Below are 19,207 nucleotides of genomic sequence, written 5' to 3' on the forward strand. Positions count from 1 at the left end.
TGTCAGTCGCGCCTCCGGTGATCCCTCGGGCGCGCCGACCCGGCCTGCGGGGGGCTCGATACGCCGTCCCCCGTTCGATGTCTGCATTGGATCAAGCGACGATGTTGCCTTGCGGATGACGGGCGGTGCTGAGAACTGAGCGGGTGTCCTGCGGGCTCGCGCAGGGATTGCGCCTTGATTTTCTTGCAATTGCGGACCAATCTCCCTGCCGGCATTCTGGTCGGGGGGCCTCGTGTCCAATCCTGTTGCAAAGAACATCGTGCTGTTGTCGGACGGGACCGGCAACAGCGCCAAGGCCGTGTTCAAGACCAATGTCTGGCGGCTGTTCCAGCTGCTGGACCTGCGCGATCCGCGTCGGCAGGTCGCCTTCTACGACGATGGCGTCGGCACGTCCTCCTTCAAGCTGTTCGCAGCCCTCGGCGGCGTCTTCGGCTTCGGCCTGAAGCGGAATGCGATTGCGATCTACATCTTTTGCTGTCGCAACTACAAGCCGGGCGACCGCATTTACTGCTTCGGCTTCAGCCGCGGCGCGTTCACGATCCGCATCGTGGCGGCGATGATCGCGGGTCAGGGCCTCGTCGCTTACAACAACAATGAGGCCGACCTCGCGCGCTTCGCTGCGGACGCCTATCGCCGCTATCGTCGCCGCTACAACACCGGACTTCTCAGATATCTCGGCAAGATCGGCCTGGACCTCCGTAAATGGCGCGATGGGGGGATCAAGCTGCTGCGCAGGCTGCAGGGCGTTGCGCCCGAGGCGCCGCCGTCGATCGAGGTCGAGAGCGTGCATTTCGTCGGCATTTGGGACACCGTCGACGCCTATGGCGGGCCGATCGAGGAGATGACCCGCGCCATCGACTATTGGATCTGGCCGCTGTCGATGCCGGACCAGTTCATGAATTCCAAGATCCATCGCGCCTGCCACGCGCTCGCGATCGAGGAGGAGCGTGACGCCTTCCGCCCGGTGATCTGGGACGAGCGCTATGTGTGGGGACGGGACGATGCCGTCCCGGGCCGCAGTGACAAGAAGGACTGGCTGTTCGGCATCGATTACGATCCGCGCAGCGAAGCTGCGAAACTCGCCGAGCCGCCGCCGCATCTGCGCACCGATCTGCCGCCACGTGACCGCGAGCGCATCAGCCAGGTGTGGTTTACCGGCGTGCATTCCGACATCGGCGGCGGCTATCCGCAGGATGGCCTTTCCTATGTGACGCTCGATTGGATGCTCGACCGCGCCCAGGCCTATGGTCTCGTCTATCTCGACGGGCGGCGCAGGCTGCTCTACGATCCCGAGATCGATCCGCTCGATACGCTGAACGACTCGCGCAAGGGGCTGGCTGCCTACTACCGCTACAAGCCGCGCAATCTGCGCGAGATCTATGACGCGCCGCCCTACAAGCTATCGCTCCGGTACGATGTTAGTCGCATCAAGTGGCTGCTTCATTCGCCGTTCAAGGCCCAGACCGGGCTTCTTGCTGAAGATCTGCATCCGAGCCTGCCGCAGCCACCTCTGCCGCCGGTGAAGCCGACCATCCACCGCACCGTGTTCGAACGCATTGGGTCGGGTCCCGATCACTATGCACCGGTGGTCGTACCCGCCGCTTACCGCGTCACGGATGAGACCGATACGCCGGTCGATGCGCTGCATCCGCTCGATCGCGGGCACGCGCGGACGCGGGTGCAGGACGATGTCTGGAATTGGGTCTGGCTGCGCCGCGTGGTCTATTTCGCCACCATGTTCGCGCTGCTGTTCGTCGCAGCGATCCCATATTTCGTCATCTATTGGCCGCGCGTGCTTTATGAGCCCTTGCATGGGCTGGTCAATCCGCTGGTCAACGGAGCGGCAGCCTTCCTGCCAAAATTTCTCGACCCATGGTTCGTCGCGTTTCGGGATTCGCCGGGTTTGCTGGTGGTCGGTGTAGCCGCTGCGCTCGGCTTGACGGCGTGGGGCACCTCACTGCAGCGAACGATCCGCGACGCCGCACGCATCGCCTGGAACGATCCATCCCGGCACAAGCCGGTGACCGGCTGGCGCGCGACGGTTTATTCGCTGCGACGCCAGGGCTGGTACATCGCCGGTTTCTACGTCCTGAAATCGTGGATCTTCCCGACCGCCATCATGTTCTGGCTGTTCTGGTGGCTGGCGTTCGGCGCGGCCAACACGGCCGGTCTGTTCTGCAAGGCAACACTGAGGCCGACCGAGGTCAACGAGACAGAGATCGGGGCATGGCATAATGGAAGTATCCGGCCGTTGTTCGAGACGCGCCACCATTGCTATCCGACAGCGCTTAGCGTGGCGCAGGACGAGACGTATCAGATCACGCTCGATGTCGGAGAGGGATGGAGCGACGGCAGCATTCCTGCATCCCCGGCCGGCTTTGGTTACGGGACCTGGACGCAGCTACCGGGCCTGCCGTTCAAGCGGCTGATCTGGTCGAACTGGTTCGCGCCCATCGTACGGGTGGGCAGCACGGGATTGGAGGAGCATCTCCCCACCTTCCGACCCGAAGCACCCGGCAGTAGCCGCTGGACGGCCGAGTTCACCGCACGCAGCGATGGGGAGGTGTTCGTCTACGTCAACGACACCTCCATCCTGTTTCCTTGGTTGTTGTATCGATTCTATTTCAACAACAAGGGCAATGCGGCCGTCTCGCTGAAGAAGCTGTAACGGCGCGCGCCGTCACTCGGCGCTGCCGAACACGCGCCGGAAGATCGTGTCGACGTGCTTGAGGTGGTAGCCGAGGTCGAATTGCTCGTCGATCTCGGCGTCGGTGAGATACTTCTTCACCTCGGCGTCCGCCTTGAGCAGGGTGCGGAAGTCGCCTTCGCCGCGCCATACCGGCATCGCGTTGCGCTGGACCAGCTTGTAGGAGTCCTCGCGGCTCGCCCCCTTCTGGGTCAGCGCGATCAGCACGCGCTGCGAGTGCACGAGGCCGCCGAGGCGGTCGAGGTTCTTTTCCATGTTGGCGGGATAGACCAGCAGCTTCTCGACCAGGCCGGCGAGGCGCACCAGCGCGAAGTCGAGCGTCACGGTGGCGTCGGGACCGATCATGCGCTCGACCGAGGAATGCGAGATGTCGCGCTCGTGCCAGAGCACGACATTCTCCATCGCCGGCGTCACATAGGCGCGCACCATGCGGGCGAGGCCGGTGAGGTTTTCCGACAGCACCGGGTTGCGCTTGTGCGGCATTGCGGAGGAGCCCTTCTGTCCCTCCGAGAAGAATTCCTCGGCTTCCAGCACCTCGGTGCGCTGCAGGTGGCGGACTTCGGTCGCAAAGCGTTCGACGGAGGAGGCGATCACGCCGAGGGTGGCAAAGAACATCGCGTGGCGGTCACGCGGAATCACCTGGGTGGAGATCGGCTCGGGCGACAGGCCCATCGCCCTGGCGACGTGCTCCTCCACCCGCGGATCGATCTGGGCGAAGGTGCCGACGGCGCCGGAAATTGCGCAGGTCGCGACCTCCTTCCGAGCGGCGACCAGGCGCTCACGCGCGCGGGAGAATTCCGCATAGGCATAAGCGAGCTTGAGGCCGAACGTCACCGGCTCGGCATGGATGCCGTGCGAGCGGCCGATGGTCGGCGTCATCTTGTGCTCGAAGGCGCGCGTCTTCAGCGCCGCCAGCACGCGGTCGAGATCGGCGAGCAGCAGGTCGGCGGCGCGGGTGAGCTGGACGTTGAGGCAGGTGTCGAGCACGTCCGATGACGTCATGCCCTGGTGCACGAAGCGCGCCTCGGGGCCGACGATCTCGGCGAGATGGGTCAGGAAGGCGATGACGTCGTGCTTGGTCTCGCGCTCGATCTCGTCGATGCGGGCGACGTCGAAGGTGGCGTCCTTGGCCTTGGCCCAGATCGCCTTGGCCGCGTCCTTCGGGATCACGCCGAGCTGCGCCAGCGCGTCCGCCGCATGCGCCTCGATCTCGAACCAGATCTTGAACCGGGTCTGCGGCTCCCAGATCGAGGCCATTTCGGGACGGGTATAGCGGGGGATCATCGACGGCGCTCCGAGGCGGGAGGGAAGGTGGGCGGGACCGGGCGTCCACGCCAGCATTTTACGCCGCGCTTTACCAGAGCGGCCGGATCGACACAAACGGCGGTCTTTCCGCTCGGCCGGTGCGATCGAGGTGGATTATGATACCGTTCAAAAAATCGCGCTGACAGATATTGAAATCTGTCAGCGCGATGGTGTATATCTCTGCCGCCGTCATGCTGAAGATCAACTTGCACTGTCTGACCATGGGTTCAGCGGTTTCAACTGCGAAGGACCGCTTCGATGAAGATTGAAAAGCGATTGTTGCACTCACAATTTCAGGACTGGCTGAATCACCAGGTCGCACGTCACCTGGAGACCCAGGCAGCCAAATTCCGCGCGCCGTCGTCCGCCGATCGGGCCGAGACGATCCAGATCAAGGCGCATACGTCCGACACCGATATGGTGCACGCATGAATGAGGCCGTGGTTCTGACATCCGAGCGCATCCTCGAAGTCACCGAGGACGTGTTGCGCCGTTACGGGCTCGCCAAAGCGACGGTCGTCGACGTCGCGAGAGCGCTCGATGTCAGCCACGGCTCCGTTTATCGTCACTTCCCCAGCAAGGCGTCGCTGCGCGAGGCGGTTGCCAGGCGCTGGCTCGAGCGGGTCAGCGCGCCGCTGGCGCAGATCGCGGCCGAGCCGGGACCCGCGCCGGCGAAACTGGAGCGCTGGCTGCGCGAGCTGTTCGGCGCCAAGCAGAAGCGGGTCTGTGAAGATCCGGAGATGTTCGCGACCTATCTCACCCTGGCGCGCGAGGCGTGCTCGGTGGTCAAGGCGCACAAACAGCACCTGATCGCCCAGGTCGAGGGCATGATCGCCGAGGGGGTCGCGCAGGGGACGTTCCACGTCACTGATCCCAAGACCGCGGCCGCGGCGATCTTCGACGCGACGAGAAGTTTTCACCATCCCGCCCATGCCGACGAATGGGGCGAATGCACCTGTCAGGCCCGCGTCGATGCCGTGCTGACCCTGCTGCTCCGTGGACTTCAGGCGCGCTAGGCTCGCCTAGCCCGCATGAGCGCAGCGACATGCGGGTTCACACAGCTCGTAGGGTGGGCAAAGGCGCGTTGCACGACATCGGCTTGGGCCGAGATCGCGCGCGCCGTGCCCTCCGTCGATCAGCGAACTCATCAGTTTGATGGTGGGCACGGCGCCATTGCTGGCTCGCATGCGGCGACAGCACGGCAGCGCCTTTGCCCACCCCACGGCAGCCTACAGATTCGTCAGCCCGCTGGTCACCGCCAGCCGGACGAGCTGCGCATCTGTCTGCAATCCCGTCTTGGCCTTCACCAGATAATGATAGTTCTGCACCGTCTTGACGCTGAGGTGCAGGTTGGCGGCGATCTGCTCGGTGGTCAGGCCTGACGCGAACTGGCGCAGGATTTCGATCTCACGCTCGCCGAGCCGGTCGAGCACGGTCTGCTGCGGATCAAGACTGTCAGCGGCCAGCACGTGGGCGACGTCGTCGCTGAGCGCGCGCTCGCCGTTGATGACCATGCGGATGGCGCGGACCAGCGCCGACGGCTCGCTGCTCTTGGTGACGAAGCCGCTCGCGCCAGCGGCGAACGCCGCCTTCACCAGCGGCGCCTCGCCATGCATCGAGAACACGAGGATGCAGGCGCGGTTGTCGCGGGCGCGGATGTTGCGGATCGCCTCCAGCCCGCTGGCACCCTTCATCGAGATGTCGAGCACGACCACGTCGGGCGCATGCGCCTTGAACGCGCCATAGGCCGCCGCGGCGCTGTCGGCCTCTGCGATGACTCGAAACCCGTCCTGGCTCTCCAGCACGCGGCGATAGCCTTGCCGGACCACCGGGTGGTCGTCGACCAGCAGGATCGAAATGCCTGTGCGCTCGGGCATCCCGGTTGTCTCAGGCGGCCAGTGGAATTGTCGCGGAGACGCTGAGCCCGCGCGCGGCCGGTCCGATCGACAGCGAGCCGCCGACCGCGGCGATGCGCTCGCGGATTCCGGTCAGGCCGAAGCCGCTCGATTGCGCCAGCAGGGTCGCATCGCCGCCGCCGTCGTCCTCGACCGAGATCACGAGCGCACTGTCTGGACCCTGACGGCGCTCGACCCGCAACGACACCTCGCTCGCACTGGTGTGGCGCAGGGCGTTGGTCAGGCATTCCTGCGCCATCCGATAGGCGGTGACCGCGACCGGGCCCTGGATGTCGGCGAGATCGCCGTGGAGGTCGAGCCGGATCGCGGGCCGCGCGGCATGCTGATAGTTCTCGGTCAGCGCGATCAGGCCTGCGGCGAGTCCGAGCTCCTCGGTGAGCGGACGGCGCAGCCGGCTCAGCGTGCCGCGCAGGCACGCCATCAGATGGCTGACGGACTGCGTAATCATCCGTGCATCCTGGGCGACCTGATCGTTGCGGCCGCTGCCGGCGGTCTCGATCGTCGAGGCAAAGGCGAGGATCGCCGTGAGGTTCTGCCCGAACTCGTCGTGCAGCTCGCGCGCCAGCGCCCGCCGCTCCTCGTCGCGGATGTCGAGCAGGCGCTCGGTCAGCGCGGCGCGCTGCTCGTTGGCCTGCGCCAGCCGGTCGCCGAGCTCGCCGACGGCGCGGCCGATCATGGCGAGCTCCATCGAGCGGAAGCGCGGCAGCGCGGGGCGGTGGTCGCCCTCGGCCATCCGCTGCAGCGCCTGGACGATGCTGCGCGCCGGCGCCAGCGCATGCGCGATCGCCAGCGAGGCCAGCACGCCGATCGCGATCGCCATCGCCAGCGCCACACCAAAGCTGTCCTGGATGCGCAGCCAGGCGAGCTGGATCGCCGAATCGGGATCGGCGATCGCCGAGACGGTTCCCGCTGTCGTGGCGCGCGCGCTGATCGGCTGCGCGACCGCGGCGTGATCGCCGAGGATGGCTTCCACGGCGCCTGAGAACCAGCGCGGCGGCGCGGCGCCGAGGCCCTTGCTCTGGCCGCACAGCGGCTTCTCGAACGCTGCCTCGGGCTTGAGCTGGACGCAGATGCCGGGCGCGATCAGCTTCATGGTCTCGGTCGTGCGCCAGTCGGGCAGCGGCAGCAGCCGCTCGCGCGACCGGTTGCTGCGCAGCAGAAGCTCGCGCCAATACAGCGCCTCCAACGCCTGGGAGACGCGGTCGGCCGATGCCGCCGTGGCGCGGTCGACGCTGCGATAGGCGTCGACCGTGACCCATACGGCCGCGGCGGCCAGACACAGCAGCACGATCAGCGCGAGGCGCGCAATGAGCTGGAGCACGAGACGCATGCGATCCTCTCCACGGCTTTTGCCGCAGCGTAACAATGGGATGGTGCTCCGCCAAGCAAATGCACTGCAGCAAGCGACAGGTTGGGAAATTTTCCCGAGAGCCTCGAGGCAGATGTCTTTGGACGCTGTTCCGCCGCTCTGCTTAACTCCTCTGCGAAGCGCCGAACGAAACGGTGCGCATCGGGAGTTCATGCATGAGCGTGGTCAGCAGTGCCGAACGAGTGGAACCTGCGCGCGACGCAGCCGAGCGCGGGCCGCTGCTGCTCTGGATGATCTTCACCGGCCTCACGATATTCGCCGCCGTGGTGCTCGCCCGCTACGGCTATTTCCACCTGATGGTCGCCTCCGACCGCACCTACATCTCCAGCGTCATCGCCGTGCTCTACGTCGCCACGTGCTGCCATTGCTTCTGGCGCACCAGAGCAATCGCGCGCGAGGCGGATGCGGCGCGGCGCTGCCGCGCCGTGCTGATCGGGCCCGATGCGGCGCGCGCGCTCGAACCTGATGCGCAGTTGCTTCCCAAAGGGCTCGTCACCAACCACATCCGCAGCCTCGTCACCAAGGCGCGGACGCAAGGGGCAGGGCGGCTCGACCAGACGCTGCTACTGCGCACCTTGGCCGACCGCCTGCGCGGCTCCAACGGCTTCGGTGGCTTCGCCTCCGACACGCTGATGAAGCTCGGCCTGCTCGGCACCATCATCGGCTTCATCATCATGCTGGCGCCGATCGCCGGCCTCGACGTCAACGATAAGCTCGCGATGAAATCGTCGATGGGGCTGATGAGCGACGGCATGGCGATTGCCATGTACACGACGCTCGCCGGGCTCGTCGGCTCGATTCTGGTGCGCATCCAGTACTACATGCTCGATGCGGCGACGGGACGGATGTTCTCGGACGCCGTCATGCTGACGGAGACGCGGGTGACGCCGCGGCTCGAGCGCGCGATGGATCGCGCGCCGGAGCAGGTCGCATGATGGACGATTTCGGACTCTATCCGCGCGAGGAGCAGTTCGACCCGTTCAGCGTGATGCTGTTCAAGGCGCTGCAGATCGTCGCGTTCTTTTTCTTCATCGCGGTGCTCGCGATCTCGCCGGACGCCAAGGACGGTAAGGTCGACTCGAAAGCCGAGTTCCTGATCACGATGGACTGGCCCGACAACCATCCTGATGATCTCGACCTGTTCGTGCAGGATCCCGTCGGCAACATTGCCTGGTATCGGCATCGCGAGGCCGGCTTCCTCACGCTCGACCGCGACGACCGCGGCGGCGCCAACGATTTCATCCTGGTCAACGGTCTGAAGATCCCGTCGCCGATCCGCGAGGAGATCGTCACCGTCAGAGGCATCGTCGCCGGCGAATACACGGTCAACATCTCGCATTTCCAGAACGTCAGCGGTGCGCCGGTCGAGGCCACCGTGAAGGTGCAGAAGCTCAACCCGACTGCGCAGGTGATCTTCGACGACAAGGTCGTGCTCGACCATTCCGGCGACGAGAAGACGGCGCTGCGCTTCAAGCTCAATGCCGAGGGCAAGGTGATCGACGTGCAGCGCCGGCCGAAATCGCTCTTGGAGACGTTCCGCAGCAATTGGCGCAACGGCGCCGATATCGATCCCAAGACCGGCGTCAGGATGCTCAGGCCATGACGAGCAATCTGCAGACCGTCATCGTCACCCTGTCCGTGTGCTACGCGCTGATCGGCGCGCTGCTGCTGCTGGTGCTGGTCTATGCCCGGCTGCCGTGGCAGGCCAAGGCGGTCGCCGTGGTCATCACCAGCGCGTTCTATGTCGGCAGCTTCGTCGGTGCCCGCGGCCTGCTCGGCTGGGCCAGCGTCGACCGGCTGCCGAGGAGCTTCAAGGTGCTGCAGGTGCGGATCGTCGATCCGCACTCCGTCGAGGGCGATCCCGGCACGGTCTATCTGTGGGTCGAGGCGCTCGACGACGACAACCGTCCGAGCGGCGTGCCCCGCGCCTATCGTATCCCCTACAGCGACACACTTGCCGACAAGGCCCAGCACGCCGCCGACCAGATCGCGGCCGGCCATCCGCAGGGCGGCCGCGCCGCCGATTTCGGCACCGGCGACGGTGGCGTCATCGACGCCGCGCGCGAATACATTCTGCCGAAGACGATCATCGAGACCGCCGGCGGCGATCCCTCCACCGGCGAGTTCAAGGCCGCCAAGACCGCCGGCGACGGTGTCTCGTTCACGCCGCTGCTGCCGCCACGCATGCCGCCGAAGGACGAGCAGTAGGCGGCTGCAGCCGTATCCTCCCGCGTGAAGCGAGCGCGCGGGTGATGGCGAGCATTGGGACGTTCCTGGCACGGCGCCTCGAGCTCAAGGTCAACAAGGCCAAGAGTGCGGTCGCCAGACCGAACCACCGCAACGTCCTGGGCTTCAGCTTTACCCAGGGAAGGAAAGCCGCACCGGCGCATCGCAGGGGACCTGCAACGCTGACATTCCGCATCTCTCCGCCTATCTTGTTTGATGTTCCTCAAGTCTCGTGCGACCACGGCCGCTAGCTTGAGAACCGGAGGAAACGGGTGCTGCTGGCGATTTTGACCGACATCCATGCCAATCGGCAGGCCTTTGCAGCCTGCCTCGAGGCGGCGCGTGCGCGTGGCGCGGACCGCCTCATCTGTCTCGGCGACATCGTCGGCTATGGCGCCGATCCGGAATGGTCGGTCGACACCGTCATGGAGATCGTCGCCGGTGGCGGGCTGGCGGTGCGCGGCAATCATGACAATGCCGTCTCGGTCGCGAGTGAGACCATGAATGCCGAGGCGCAGGCGGCGATGGAGTGGACGCGCGGCCGGCTCAGCGCCGAGCAGCGCCGCTTTCTCGCCGAACTGCCGATGAGCATCGGTGACGACGACCGGTTGTTCGTGCATGCGGAGGCGTCCAGCCCGCCGCGCTGGCGCTATGTGCAGTCGTCCGCCGACGCCGCGCGCAGCATGATCGCGACCGAGGCGCAGGTGACGTTCTGCGGCCACATCCACCGTCCGGCGCTGTACTCGATGTCCGCCACCGCCAAGATGACGAGCTTCACCCCGACCGCCAACATGCCCATTCAGCTGTTGCGCGGCCGGCAATGGCTGGCCGTGGTCGGCTCGGTCGGCCAGCCGCGCGACGGTGATCCTGCCGCGTCGTTCGTGACCTTCGACACCAAGACCCGCGAGCTGACCTATTGCCGTGTGCCCTATGACGTCGAGGCTGCGGCGCAGCGCATTCGCGACAACGGCCTGCCGCCCTGGCTGGCGCAGCGGCTCTCGATGGGGCGATAGAACATGCCGAGATCAAAGCTCAAGCCGGGCGTCGTGATCGACGGCTTCACGGTCGGTGAATGCGTGCATTCCGGCGGCATGGCCACGTTGTGGAGCGTCACCCATCCGGACATCGACCGGCCGATCCTGATGAAGGTGCCGCGCGTCTCCGAGGGCGAGGATCCTGCGGCGATCGTCAGCTTCGAGATGGAGCAGATGATTCTGCCAAGACTGTCGGGACCGCACGTGCCGGCCTGTTTCGGCACCGGCGATTTCGCCACCCAGGCCTATGTCGTGATCGAGCAGATTCCGGGCGAGACGCTGTACAAGCGGCTGCCCGAGCTGCCGCTGGCCTACGAGGAGGCGCGGGTGCTGGTCGCGAAGATCGCGACTGCGCTCGCCGACATTCACCGGCAGCACGTGATCCATCACGACATCAAGCCATCGAGCATCATGTTCCGGCCGTCAGGGGAGGCGGTGCTGATCGACTACGGCCTGTCCTGCCATAGGCACCTGCCGGATCTGTTGCAGGAGGAATTCCGCCTGCCTTACGGCACCGCGCCCTACATGGCGCCCGAGCGCATGATGGGGACGCGCAGCGATCCGCGCAGCGACATTTTTTCGCTCGGCGTGCTGCTCTATTTCTTCACCACCGGCGTGCGGCCGTTCGGCGAGAGCGAGACCCTGCGCGGCATGCGCCGACGCCTGTGGCGCGATCCCTATCCGCCGCGGCAGCTGAAGCCGGACTATCCGCCGTGGCTGCAGGAGATCGTGCTGCGCTGTCTCGAGATCGAGCCGGTGTGGCGCTACCCGACCGCGGCGCAACTCGCCTTCGATCTCGGCCATCCCGACCAGGTCAAGCTCACGACGCGTTCGGCGAAGGTGACGCGCGATCCGATCACCACGGTGTGGCGCCGCCGCTTCAACCGCGGCCTGGTGCAGCCGGAACAGAAATCATCCGACGTCGCGGTGCAGATCGCCTCCAGCCCGATCGTGGCGGTCGCGATCGACACCGTGGAAGGCGGCGAGGAGCTCAACGGCGCGCTGCGGCTGACCGCGCAGCGCATCCTCGCCACCTTGCCCGCGGCGCGGCTCGCCTGCGTCAACGTGCTGAAGCTCGGGCGCCTCACCATCGACCGCACCCTGGACGAGGAGGGCAACAACAAGCACATCGACCGCATGGTCGCGCTGAAGCACTGGGCGACGCCGCTCAAGCTCGACACGAGCCGGCTGACGGTGCACGTGCTGGAGGCCGTCGATCCGGCCGCCGCCATCATCGAGTTCGCCGAGGCCAACCAGGTCGACCACATCATCATCGGCGCCCGCCGCGATTCCGTACTGCGCTCACTGCTCGGCAGCGTCTCGGCGAAGGTCGCCGCGGAGGCGGGCTGCACCGTCACGGTGGTGCGCACACGCCATGTGGTGCGCGAGGCGGATGAGGAGGATGACGACGCGCCGGCGAAGGTCGTGTCGGGGACGTGAGACGTTAGAGTTGAGATTAAAGTCCGGGTCCGATTGCGCGACCGCGCCTCTCACCTGAACGGTCGCAGCTTCATGTGCCGGTTGGCGTCCTTGTAGAGCAGATAGCGGAAGCGGCCGGGGCCGCCGGCGTAGCAGGCCTGCGGGCAGAAGGCGCGCAGCCACATGAAGTCGCCGGCCTCGACCTCGACCCAGTCGCGGTTGAGCTTGTAGACCGCCTTGCCCTCGAGCACATAGAGCCCGTGCTCCATCACATGCGTCTCCAGGAACGGGATCACGGCGCCGGGCTCGAAGGTGACGATGTTGACGTGCATGTCGTGGCGGACGTCGAGCGGATCGACGAAGCGCGTGGTGGCCCAGCGGCCCTGCGTCTCCGGCATCGCGGCAGGGGCGATCGTCGCCTCGTTGGTGACGAAAGCCTCGGGCACGGCGATGCCGGGGACGGCCTCATAGGCCTTGCGGATCCAGTGGAAGGTCGCGGGCGCCTGGCTGTCGTTGCGCAGCGTCCATTCGCAGGACGGCGGCAGGAAGGCGTAGCCGCCATGGCCCAGGCGATGCTCTTTGCCGGCGATGGCGAGCAGGATCTCGCCGCCGACCACGAACAGCACGCCCTCGGCCTCCGGATCCGGCTCGGGCTGGGCGCTGCCGCCGCCGGGCGAGACCTCGACGATGTATTGCGAGAACGTCTCCGAGAAGCCCGACAGGGGGCGCGCGATCACCCAGGTCCGCGTCTTGTCCCAGAACGGCAGCGCCGAGGTGACGATGTCGCGCATCACGCCCTTGGGAATGACCGCGTAGGCTTCAGTGAACACGGCGCGCCCGGTGAGCAGGTCGGTCTGCGGCGGGTGGCCGCCCTGCGGCACGAAGTAGTTCGGCTTGTCCATCGTCGTCTCTCCTGCGCACGGATCAGCCTGCGCGCGCCACCATTCAGGGGATGCTTAGAAACAGCGGCTGCTCGAGCCACAGCTCCTCGAGATTGTCGGGGCTGATGCGGTCGATCACCACGAAGCGCGAGCCCTCATCGAACACCAGCAGCGGATGGTGCCAGACGTTGCGGGCGTAATTGACGCCCTGGCGTCCGCTGGCCGTGAAGGCATGGTAGCTCGCGGGATCACGCGGGTCGTCGCAGACCAGCACCAGCCAGGGCCGGTCCTGCAGCGGCATGAACAGCTGGCTGCCGAGCGGATGCCGCTCCATCAGCTTGATCTCGATCGGCTGCGGCCGCGGCTTGGCCTCGAACAGGCTGATGTTCACGTCTGCGCCGCCCGACGTCACGTCGATCGCGGCGAGGCCGTTGCAGCGGCGGGCGAAGCCCTGGTTGATCTCGATGGGTTGGGCGCCGTCGGTCTCGACGACGTCGCCGAAATCAGCAAAGGCCGCCTTGGTCAGCGGCTGCGGCGTGAGCGTGTGCATCCCGCCCCGCGTGCCTCAGATCGCTTCGCCGCGCGCCGACGCGGCGGCGCTGCGGATCGCGGAGATGTTGCTGCGGTAGGCCTCCGTCGTGCCGCCCTTGAACACCGCAGATCCTGCGACGAAGGCGTTGGCACCGGCCGCGGCCAGCGCGCCGGCATTGTCGCGGCCGACGCCGCCATCGACCTCGATATCGATCGGCCGGCCCGCGGTCATCGCGCGCAGATCCTGGATCTTGCCGATCGCGGAAGGGATGAAGGCCTGGCCGCCGAAGCCGGGATTGACCGACATGATCAGCACGAGGTCGACGAGGTCGAGCACGTATTCGATCACGCTGAGCGGGGTCGAGGGATTGAGCGAGACGCCGGCCTTCTTGCCGAGCGCACGGATCGCCTGCAGTGAGCGATGCAAGTGCGGACCGGCCTCCGCATGCACCGTGATGTGGTCGCAGCCGGCCTTGGCGAAGGCTTCGAGATAGGGATCGCACGGCGTGATCATCAGATGCGCGTCGAAGATCTTGGTCGTGTGGGGGCGCAGCGCCTTGATGACGTCGGGCCCGTAGGAGATGTTCGGCACGAAGTGACCGTCCATGACGTCGAGATGGATCCAGTCGGCGCCGGCGGCATCGACGGCGCGCACCTCCTCGCCGAGCTTGGAGAAATCCGACGCCAGGATCGACGGCGCAATGACGAGCGGGCGCGGCGTGAAGGACTGTGTCATGGGCGGCTGTTCCAGTGCGATCGGGATTGTCGCCGTATCATGCGGGCGCGGTTGCGGCAACGCGAGCGGGAAAAATCTGCCGAGCGCGGCATGACCTGCCGGGTTTGGGCATCCGCAACATCTCGAAATATCCGGACATATCAGCGGTTTGGCGCTGGCACGGGGATTGCGACGGAGAGATCCGACGTTGTTTCGCCGCGCATTGCGGCCACCTCGGAGTTTCGCCATGTGGTTTGCATTGGGGGCCGCCTCATCGGCCCTGGAAGCCCTGCAGTCGCTTGGGTCGACGAAGTCCGGTTCCGGCAAATCGGGCAATGCCGGCGGCGGCGTGTTCAGTCTGAACGGCGGCAGCTCGAGCAGCTCCGGCAATTTCAGCCCGTGGTCGAGCTCCGGCAGCAGCAGTTCGGGGCAGATCGCGCCGGAGACGATGAACGCGCTGCTCGCAGCGCAGAGCCAGTCCGGCACGTCGGGTGCGAACGCCTCGACCAGCCCGCTGCAGGACCTGTTCTCGCAGATCGACGGCGACGGTGACGGCAAGATCACAAAGTCCGAATTCGAGACCGCGCTCGGCGCCGGCGGCACCAACCTCGCCAATGCCGACAAGGTGTTCGGCAAGCTCGACAGCAACAGCGACGGCAATGTCAGCATGGACGAACTGACATCGGCGCTGCAGGGCGCGCGCGGCCGCCGTGGTCATCATCATCGTGCTGGAGCCGGGGAGGCTGGCAGCTCCGGCAATTCGTCAGGGGCAGGGGCGGACGCGCTGATGCAGGCAATGTCGGGCGCGTCGAGCTCCTCGTCGACCAACAGCGACGGCTCGACGACGACCACCATCACCTATGCCGACGGCTCCAAGGTGACGCTGACGACGCCGGCGGCCACCACCGCGTCGAACGCCGCCACGTCGTCCTACAATCTGATCGAGAAGCTGATCCAGCGGCAGTCGAAGATGCTGTCGGCCTCGACGTCCTCCACGACCGCGGTGAGCGCCTAGGCTCAGCCGCCGAAGCGGCCTTGCCAGGACGGCAGCGCGCCGGCGAACGGCAGCGGTCGCGCGTGATAGACGCCGCGTGCGATCGCGCGGGCCAGCACATTGGCCGCGACCATGCCGAGCTCGCTCAGCTCGACCAGCGGCTCGATCGGCTTGGCGCAAGTCGCCGCCGCGAACACGATGTCGCCGTCGAGCGGCAGATGCACCGGATAGATCGCGCGCGCCATGCCGGTCTGCGCCATCATCGCGAGCCGCTTGGCCTGCGCCTTGGTCAAGACGGCGTCGGTCACGATGAGGCTGATGGTCGTGTTCTCGGAGGCTGACGCCGCCGGGCCGCCCTTGATGCGCATCGCCAGCATATCCGGCGTGAACGCGGCCGGCAGACCGCGGCCGCCGAACTCGCCGTCGACCTCGTACGGCGCCGCCCAGAACCACGGGCCGTCGCCGACCGTGACGCTGCCGACGGCATTGACCACCGCGATGGCAGCGACCTTGATCCCACCTGTCGTCGTCGCCGCCGCCGAGCCGAGCCCGCCCTGCAGGTTGGCCGTGGTGGCCCCGAGCCCGGCACCGACGCTGCCGAGCGCGAAGCTGGTATCGGCGGCCGCTGCGGCCGCATAGCCGAGCTCGCGATAGGGCGCGTAGCGGCCCCAGGCCTTGTTGCCGCCGTTCAAGAGGTCGAACACGATCGCGCCGGGGACGATCGGGATCAGCGCGTCGCGCACGGCAAAGCCGCGGCCCTGTTCCGCCAGCCAGGCCTGGATGCCGCTCGCGGCCTCCAGCCCGAACGCCGAGCCGCCGGACAGGGCGATGCCGTCGACCCGCTCCACCGTATTCGCAGGATCGAGCAGCGCATCCTCGCGCACGCCGGGTCCGCCGCCCCGGATGTCGATCGCGGCCACCGCCGGCTGATCGAACAGGATCGCGGTCACGCCGGACGCGAGCGCTGCGTCCTGGGCATGGCCCACGCGTACGCCCGCGATGTCGGTGAGGAGGTTTTGCACGGTCGCCCTCGCGGCAGGTGATGATGCTGGATGGATAGCGCGGCTGGCGCGAGGGCTCAATGCAACACCCGGGCTACGGCCTCACGCCTCCAGCGCAATGCGGATCATGCGGGCCAGTTCCGGCTTGCGGTAAGGCTTGGGCAGCAGCAGCACGCCGGCGTCGAGTCGGCCGTGGTGAACGATCGCGTTCTCGGTGTAGCCCGAGGTGAACAACGTCCGCAGCGCCGGCCGCCGCACCCGTGCGGCGTCGGCGAGCTGGCGGCCGTTCATGGTGCCGGGCATGATGACGTCGGTGAACAGCAGGTCGATCTCCGGATGGCGCTCCAGCACGTCGAGCGCCTCGGCGGCATTGGCGGCGGCCAGCGTGGCGTAGCCGAGGCTGCCGACCTGGGCGATCACGTGCTGGCGTACCAGCAGATCATCCTCCACGATCAGGACCGTCTCATTGCCGCCGCGCGCGTCCGGCGCCTGCAAGCCCGCGCTGGCCGCCGGAGCGGACGCCGAGCGCGGCAGATACAGCTTGATCGAGGTGCCGTGGCCGACCTCGCTGTAGATCTGGATGTGGCCGCCCGACTGCTTGACGAAGCCGAATACCATGCTGAGGCCGAGGCCCGTGCCCTTGCCGGTGCCCTTGGTCGAGAAGAACGGATCGAACACCTTCTCGAGATAGGCCGGCGGAATGCCACAGCCGGTGTCGCTGACGGCGATCATCACGTAGTCACCGACGATGACCTCGCTATGGGCGTCGGCATAGTCTTGGTCGAGCGTGACGTTCGCGGTCTCCAGCGTGAGCTTGCCGCCCTGCGGCATCGCATCACGCGCATTGAGCGCGAGATTGATGACCGCCGTGGCGAGCTGGTTCGGATCGGCGAGCGCGATGCAGGGATCGGCGCCGAGGATGCGCTCGATCTCGATCTGCGCGCCGAGCGTCGGCCGCAGCAAGGCTGCGGTCTCGTTCAACAGCGCATTGATGTCGAGATCGGTCGGCTGCAGCGGCTGCTTGCGGGCGAAGGCCAGCAACTGCCGCGTGAGCTGCGCGCCGCGGTCGGCGGAGTCGTCGATCAGCTTGGCGACGGAGGCGAGCTCCGGCCGGTCGGACACGGCGTCGGCAAGAATGCCGATGCTGCCGGTGATGACGGTGAGGATGTTGTTGAAGTCGTGGGCGACGCCGCCGGTGAGCTGCCCGACCGCCTCCATCTTCTGCGCCTGGCGGAATTGCGCCTCGGCGGCGCGCTTCTCGGTGAGGTCGCGGCCGACGAAGAAGTGGCGCTGCACCGGGTCCGACCAGCTCGCCATCCAGTTCAGGACGACGCCGCGGCCTTCCTTGTGCAACAGCTGCGCCTCGAAATTGTGGACGTCGCGGCCGCGGCGGCAGGCGCGCATCTGGCTACGGACCGCCTCGAGCTCGGGCGGATAGACGAAGTCGCTGGCATTGCGGCCGACCATCTCCTCCGGCCGGTAGCCGAGCACGTCCACCGCGCTCGGGCTGACCTGCATCAATTGTCCGTAGGAGTTGGCAACCAGGATCAGGTCCTGCGAGGTCTCGAAGATGCGGCGGCGCTCCTCGGTCTCACGGGTCAGGGCGGTTCGGGTGCGCTTGCTCTCGGTGATGTCGCGCGCCACCTTCGAGGCGCCGATGACCACACCATGCGCGTCGAGGATCGGCGACACGCCGAGCGATACTTCGATCTCGCGGCCGTCCTTGTGGCGGCGGATCGTCTCGTGATGCTCGATCTTCTCGCCGCCGCCGATCCGGCTCAGGATGCGATCGACCTCGCTGCGCCGTTCGGCGGGCACGATCAGGCCGATGTCGTTGCCAAGCGCCTCGTCTGCGCCGTATCCGAACAGGTGTTCGGCGGCGCGATTCCAGGACGTGATCTTGCCTTGCAGGGTCAGCGTGATGATGGCGTCGTTGGAGGATTCCACGACGGCGCTGAACAGCCGCTCCCGCGCGATGAAGCGTGTCCGCTCGCTTTCGCTCTGCCGGCGCTGCTGCTGCAACAGCCACGTGAGCCTCGCCTGCAGGCTGACATTGTCGGCGAGCAGGACGCCGAGTACGAAGCTCGCGGCCAGCAAGCCATAGATGCGGCCCGCGTAGTAGCCGAGGTCGAACCGGGCGGCGTTGAACAACGAGGTGAGCGAGAGGTCGAACAGCCAGGCGCACAGCACCACCATGACCCAGAGGTCGAGAATGCTGTGCGGCCTGCGCAGCGCCAGGACGAGCAGGGCAGCCGATGTCACGCACCAGATGGCGCCGACCACGACTTTCAAAGCCGGCGTGGCAGCGTCATCGCGGACGAGCGCGGGCAGCGCCGTATCATGGGCGATCACCGCCCAGGTGAGCGCCGCAAGTGCAATCGCCACGCCGAGCACGGCGACCGATAGCGACAGCGCAACCGACCCAACGGGCGTCGGACGGCGACGGTCGTCCAGCGCATAGGCCAGAACGAACAGGGGGAACGCGCCGTGCCAGATCATGTAGATCCAGACTGCGGTCTGCGGACCTGCATCGAGCAGGCCGGTCTGAGAATACAGGCCTGGGAACACCAGCGTGTGCAGTAGCGAGGCCGGCGCGGTGAACAGGTAACCCGAGGCCAACCACAGCAGCGGTCGCGAACGCAGCAGCACGAACTGCGAGAACAGCAGGAACGCGGTGATGAGATCGTTCAGCGCCAGCGCCGACTGGTAGCTCGCGACGAACGCAGGCACCGCCGGCAACTCCACCTTGGCAAAGGGAGCGGCGGCGGCAAACAGCAAGGTCGAGATCGCAACCGCAGCGAGTGCTGCGATCTGGTCTCGGCGCGTCGCGGTGGACGTCGACAGCAGGACTTCGCGGTGATCCTCGATGCTCTGCATCTCCGGGAATCCTGCGCAACGGGAGCCAACATGCAAAAAAGGGAGTCGATGACTGGCGCGCGAAAAGTTTCTATATTCTAATAAAGGTTGTATGGTACCAGATCGCGACGTTCTGTAGAATGAGTCGATAGTTAAAGTAACTGCACCTTTACCCCAATGGGATAAATAATACCGGTAGTTGTGTTCGATTTCCTTCTAGGTTGTAGGTTGTCCAACGGAAAATTCTGGAGAA

General features: G+C 66.4%; 17 protein-coding genes. 9 read left to right on the forward strand and 8 right to left on the reverse strand.

Annotated features, from left to right (window positions below; all coding sequences use genetic code 11):
- Positions 1-232: 232 nt before the first annotated feature.
- Positions 233-2,668 carry a DUF2235 domain-containing protein gene (locus QX124_RS22130; protein WP_315798270.1) on the forward strand — a complete coding sequence of 812 codons (2,436 nt, stop codon included), beginning with the start codon at positions 233-235 and terminating at the stop codon, positions 2,666-2,668.
- 12 nt (positions 2,669-2,680) lie between these two features.
- Here QX124_RS22130 and purB read toward each other — a convergent pair whose 3' ends face one another.
- Positions 2,681-3,991 carry an adenylosuccinate lyase gene (gene purB, locus QX124_RS22135; RefSeq protein WP_315798271.1) on the reverse strand — a complete coding sequence of 437 codons (1,311 nt, stop codon included), beginning with the start codon at positions 3,989-3,991 and terminating at the stop codon, positions 2,681-2,683.
- A 279-nt stretch (positions 3,992-4,270) separates the two neighbouring features.
- Here purB and QX124_RS22140 point away from each other — a divergent pair, with 279 nt between their 5' ends.
- Positions 4,271-4,444 (forward strand): hypothetical protein, encoded by a 174-nt coding sequence (locus QX124_RS22140; protein ID WP_315737391.1) that lies wholly within the window; start codon positions 4,271-4,273, stop codon positions 4,442-4,444.
- A complete protein-coding gene (locus tag QX124_RS22145) occupies positions 4,441-5,028 on the forward strand; it encodes a TetR family transcriptional regulator (RefSeq protein ID WP_315737392.1) in 588 nt (195 codons plus the stop codon). The genes QX124_RS22140 and QX124_RS22145 overlap by 4 nt, the downstream gene beginning before the upstream one ends.
- 213 nt (positions 5,029-5,241) lie before the next feature.
- Here the strand turns inward: QX124_RS22145 and QX124_RS22150 are convergent, their stop codons facing one another.
- Both QX124_RS22150 and QX124_RS22155 read right to left on the reverse strand, forming a co-directional pair.
- On the reverse strand, positions 5,242-5,889 hold the full coding sequence (locus QX124_RS22150; protein WP_315758991.1) for a response regulator transcription factor: 648 nt from the start codon (positions 5,887-5,889) through the stop codon (positions 5,242-5,244).
- A 10-nt stretch (positions 5,890-5,899) separates the two neighbouring features.
- Positions 5,900-7,258, reverse strand: coding sequence for a histidine kinase (locus tag QX124_RS22155; RefSeq protein ID WP_315779789.1), 1,359 nt, complete (start codon positions 7,256-7,258; stop codon positions 5,900-5,902).
- Between the two features lie 194 nt (positions 7,259-7,452).
- Here QX124_RS22155 and QX124_RS22160 point away from each other — a divergent pair, with 194 nt between their 5' ends.
- The 5 genes from QX124_RS22160 to QX124_RS22180 all read left to right on the forward strand — a co-directional run bounded on the left by QX124_RS22160 (position 7,453) and on the right by QX124_RS22180 (position 11,997).
- Positions 7,453-8,232 carry a MotA/TolQ/ExbB proton channel family protein gene (locus QX124_RS22160; RefSeq protein ID WP_315779791.1) on the forward strand — a complete coding sequence of 260 codons (780 nt, stop codon included), beginning with the start codon at positions 7,453-7,455 and terminating at the stop codon, positions 8,230-8,232.
- Positions 8,229-8,900 (forward strand): hypothetical protein, encoded by a 672-nt coding sequence (locus QX124_RS22165; protein ID WP_315737396.1) that lies wholly within the window; start codon positions 8,229-8,231, stop codon positions 8,898-8,900. Before QX124_RS22160 ends, QX124_RS22165 begins: the two co-directional genes overlap by 4 nt.
- Positions 8,897-9,505 carry a hypothetical protein gene (locus QX124_RS22170; RefSeq protein ID WP_315737397.1) on the forward strand — a complete coding sequence of 203 codons (609 nt, stop codon included), beginning with the start codon at positions 8,897-8,899 and terminating at the stop codon, positions 9,503-9,505. Before QX124_RS22165 ends, QX124_RS22170 begins: the two co-directional genes overlap by 4 nt.
- Before the next feature lie 290 nt (positions 9,506-9,795).
- Complete coding sequence (locus QX124_RS22175) at positions 9,796-10,536, forward strand: metallophosphoesterase family protein (RefSeq protein ID WP_315737398.1); 741 nt, start codon at positions 9,796-9,798, stop codon at positions 10,534-10,536.
- A gap of 3 nt (positions 10,537-10,539) precedes the next feature.
- Positions 10,540-11,997, forward strand: coding sequence for a bifunctional serine/threonine-protein kinase/universal stress protein (locus QX124_RS22180; RefSeq protein ID WP_315798272.1), 1,458 nt, complete (start codon positions 10,540-10,542; stop codon positions 11,995-11,997).
- A 50-nt stretch (positions 11,998-12,047) separates the two neighbouring features.
- Here the strand turns inward: QX124_RS22180 and QX124_RS22185 are convergent, their stop codons facing one another.
- From QX124_RS22185 to rpe, 3 genes are read right to left on the reverse strand one after another with little or no spacing between them, the layout of a single operon-like run.
- Positions 12,048-12,878 (reverse strand): bifunctional allantoicase/(S)-ureidoglycine aminohydrolase, encoded by an 831-nt coding sequence (locus QX124_RS22185; protein ID WP_315798273.1) that lies wholly within the window; start codon positions 12,876-12,878, stop codon positions 12,048-12,050.
- Positions 12,879-12,921: 43 nt separating this feature from the next.
- Complete coding sequence (locus tag QX124_RS22190) at positions 12,922-13,407, reverse strand: ureidoglycolate lyase (protein WP_315779803.1); 486 nt, start codon at positions 13,405-13,407, stop codon at positions 12,922-12,924.
- A 15-nt stretch (positions 13,408-13,422) separates the two neighbouring features.
- A complete protein-coding gene (gene rpe, locus QX124_RS22195; RefSeq protein ID WP_315737402.1) occupies positions 13,423-14,124 on the reverse strand; it encodes a ribulose-phosphate 3-epimerase in 702 nt (233 codons plus the stop codon).
- A 226-nt stretch (positions 14,125-14,350) separates the two neighbouring features.
- On the opposite strand from rpe, the gene QX124_RS22200 reads away from it, so the two are divergent.
- On the forward strand, positions 14,351-15,118 hold the full coding sequence (locus QX124_RS22200) for an EF-hand domain-containing protein (protein ID WP_315759228.1): 768 nt from the start codon (positions 14,351-14,353) through the stop codon (positions 15,116-15,118).
- Positions 15,119-15,120: 2 nt separating this feature from the next.
- Here the strand turns inward: QX124_RS22200 and QX124_RS22205 are convergent, their stop codons facing one another.
- Both QX124_RS22205 and QX124_RS22210 read right to left on the reverse strand, forming a co-directional pair.
- Complete coding sequence (locus QX124_RS22205) at positions 15,121-16,119, reverse strand: P1 family peptidase (protein WP_315798274.1); 999 nt, start codon at positions 16,117-16,119, stop codon at positions 15,121-15,123.
- Positions 16,120-16,200: 81 nt separating this feature from the next.
- Positions 16,201-18,975 carry a PAS domain S-box protein gene (locus QX124_RS22210; protein WP_315798275.1) on the reverse strand — a complete coding sequence of 925 codons (2,775 nt, stop codon included), beginning with the start codon at positions 18,973-18,975 and terminating at the stop codon, positions 16,201-16,203.
- Positions 18,976-19,207 lie beyond the last annotated feature (232 nt).

It is taken from the genome of Bradyrhizobium sp. SZCCHNRI3043 (assembly GCF_032377735.1).
Taxonomy (GTDB): domain Bacteria; phylum Pseudomonadota; class Alphaproteobacteria; order Rhizobiales; family Xanthobacteraceae; genus Bradyrhizobium.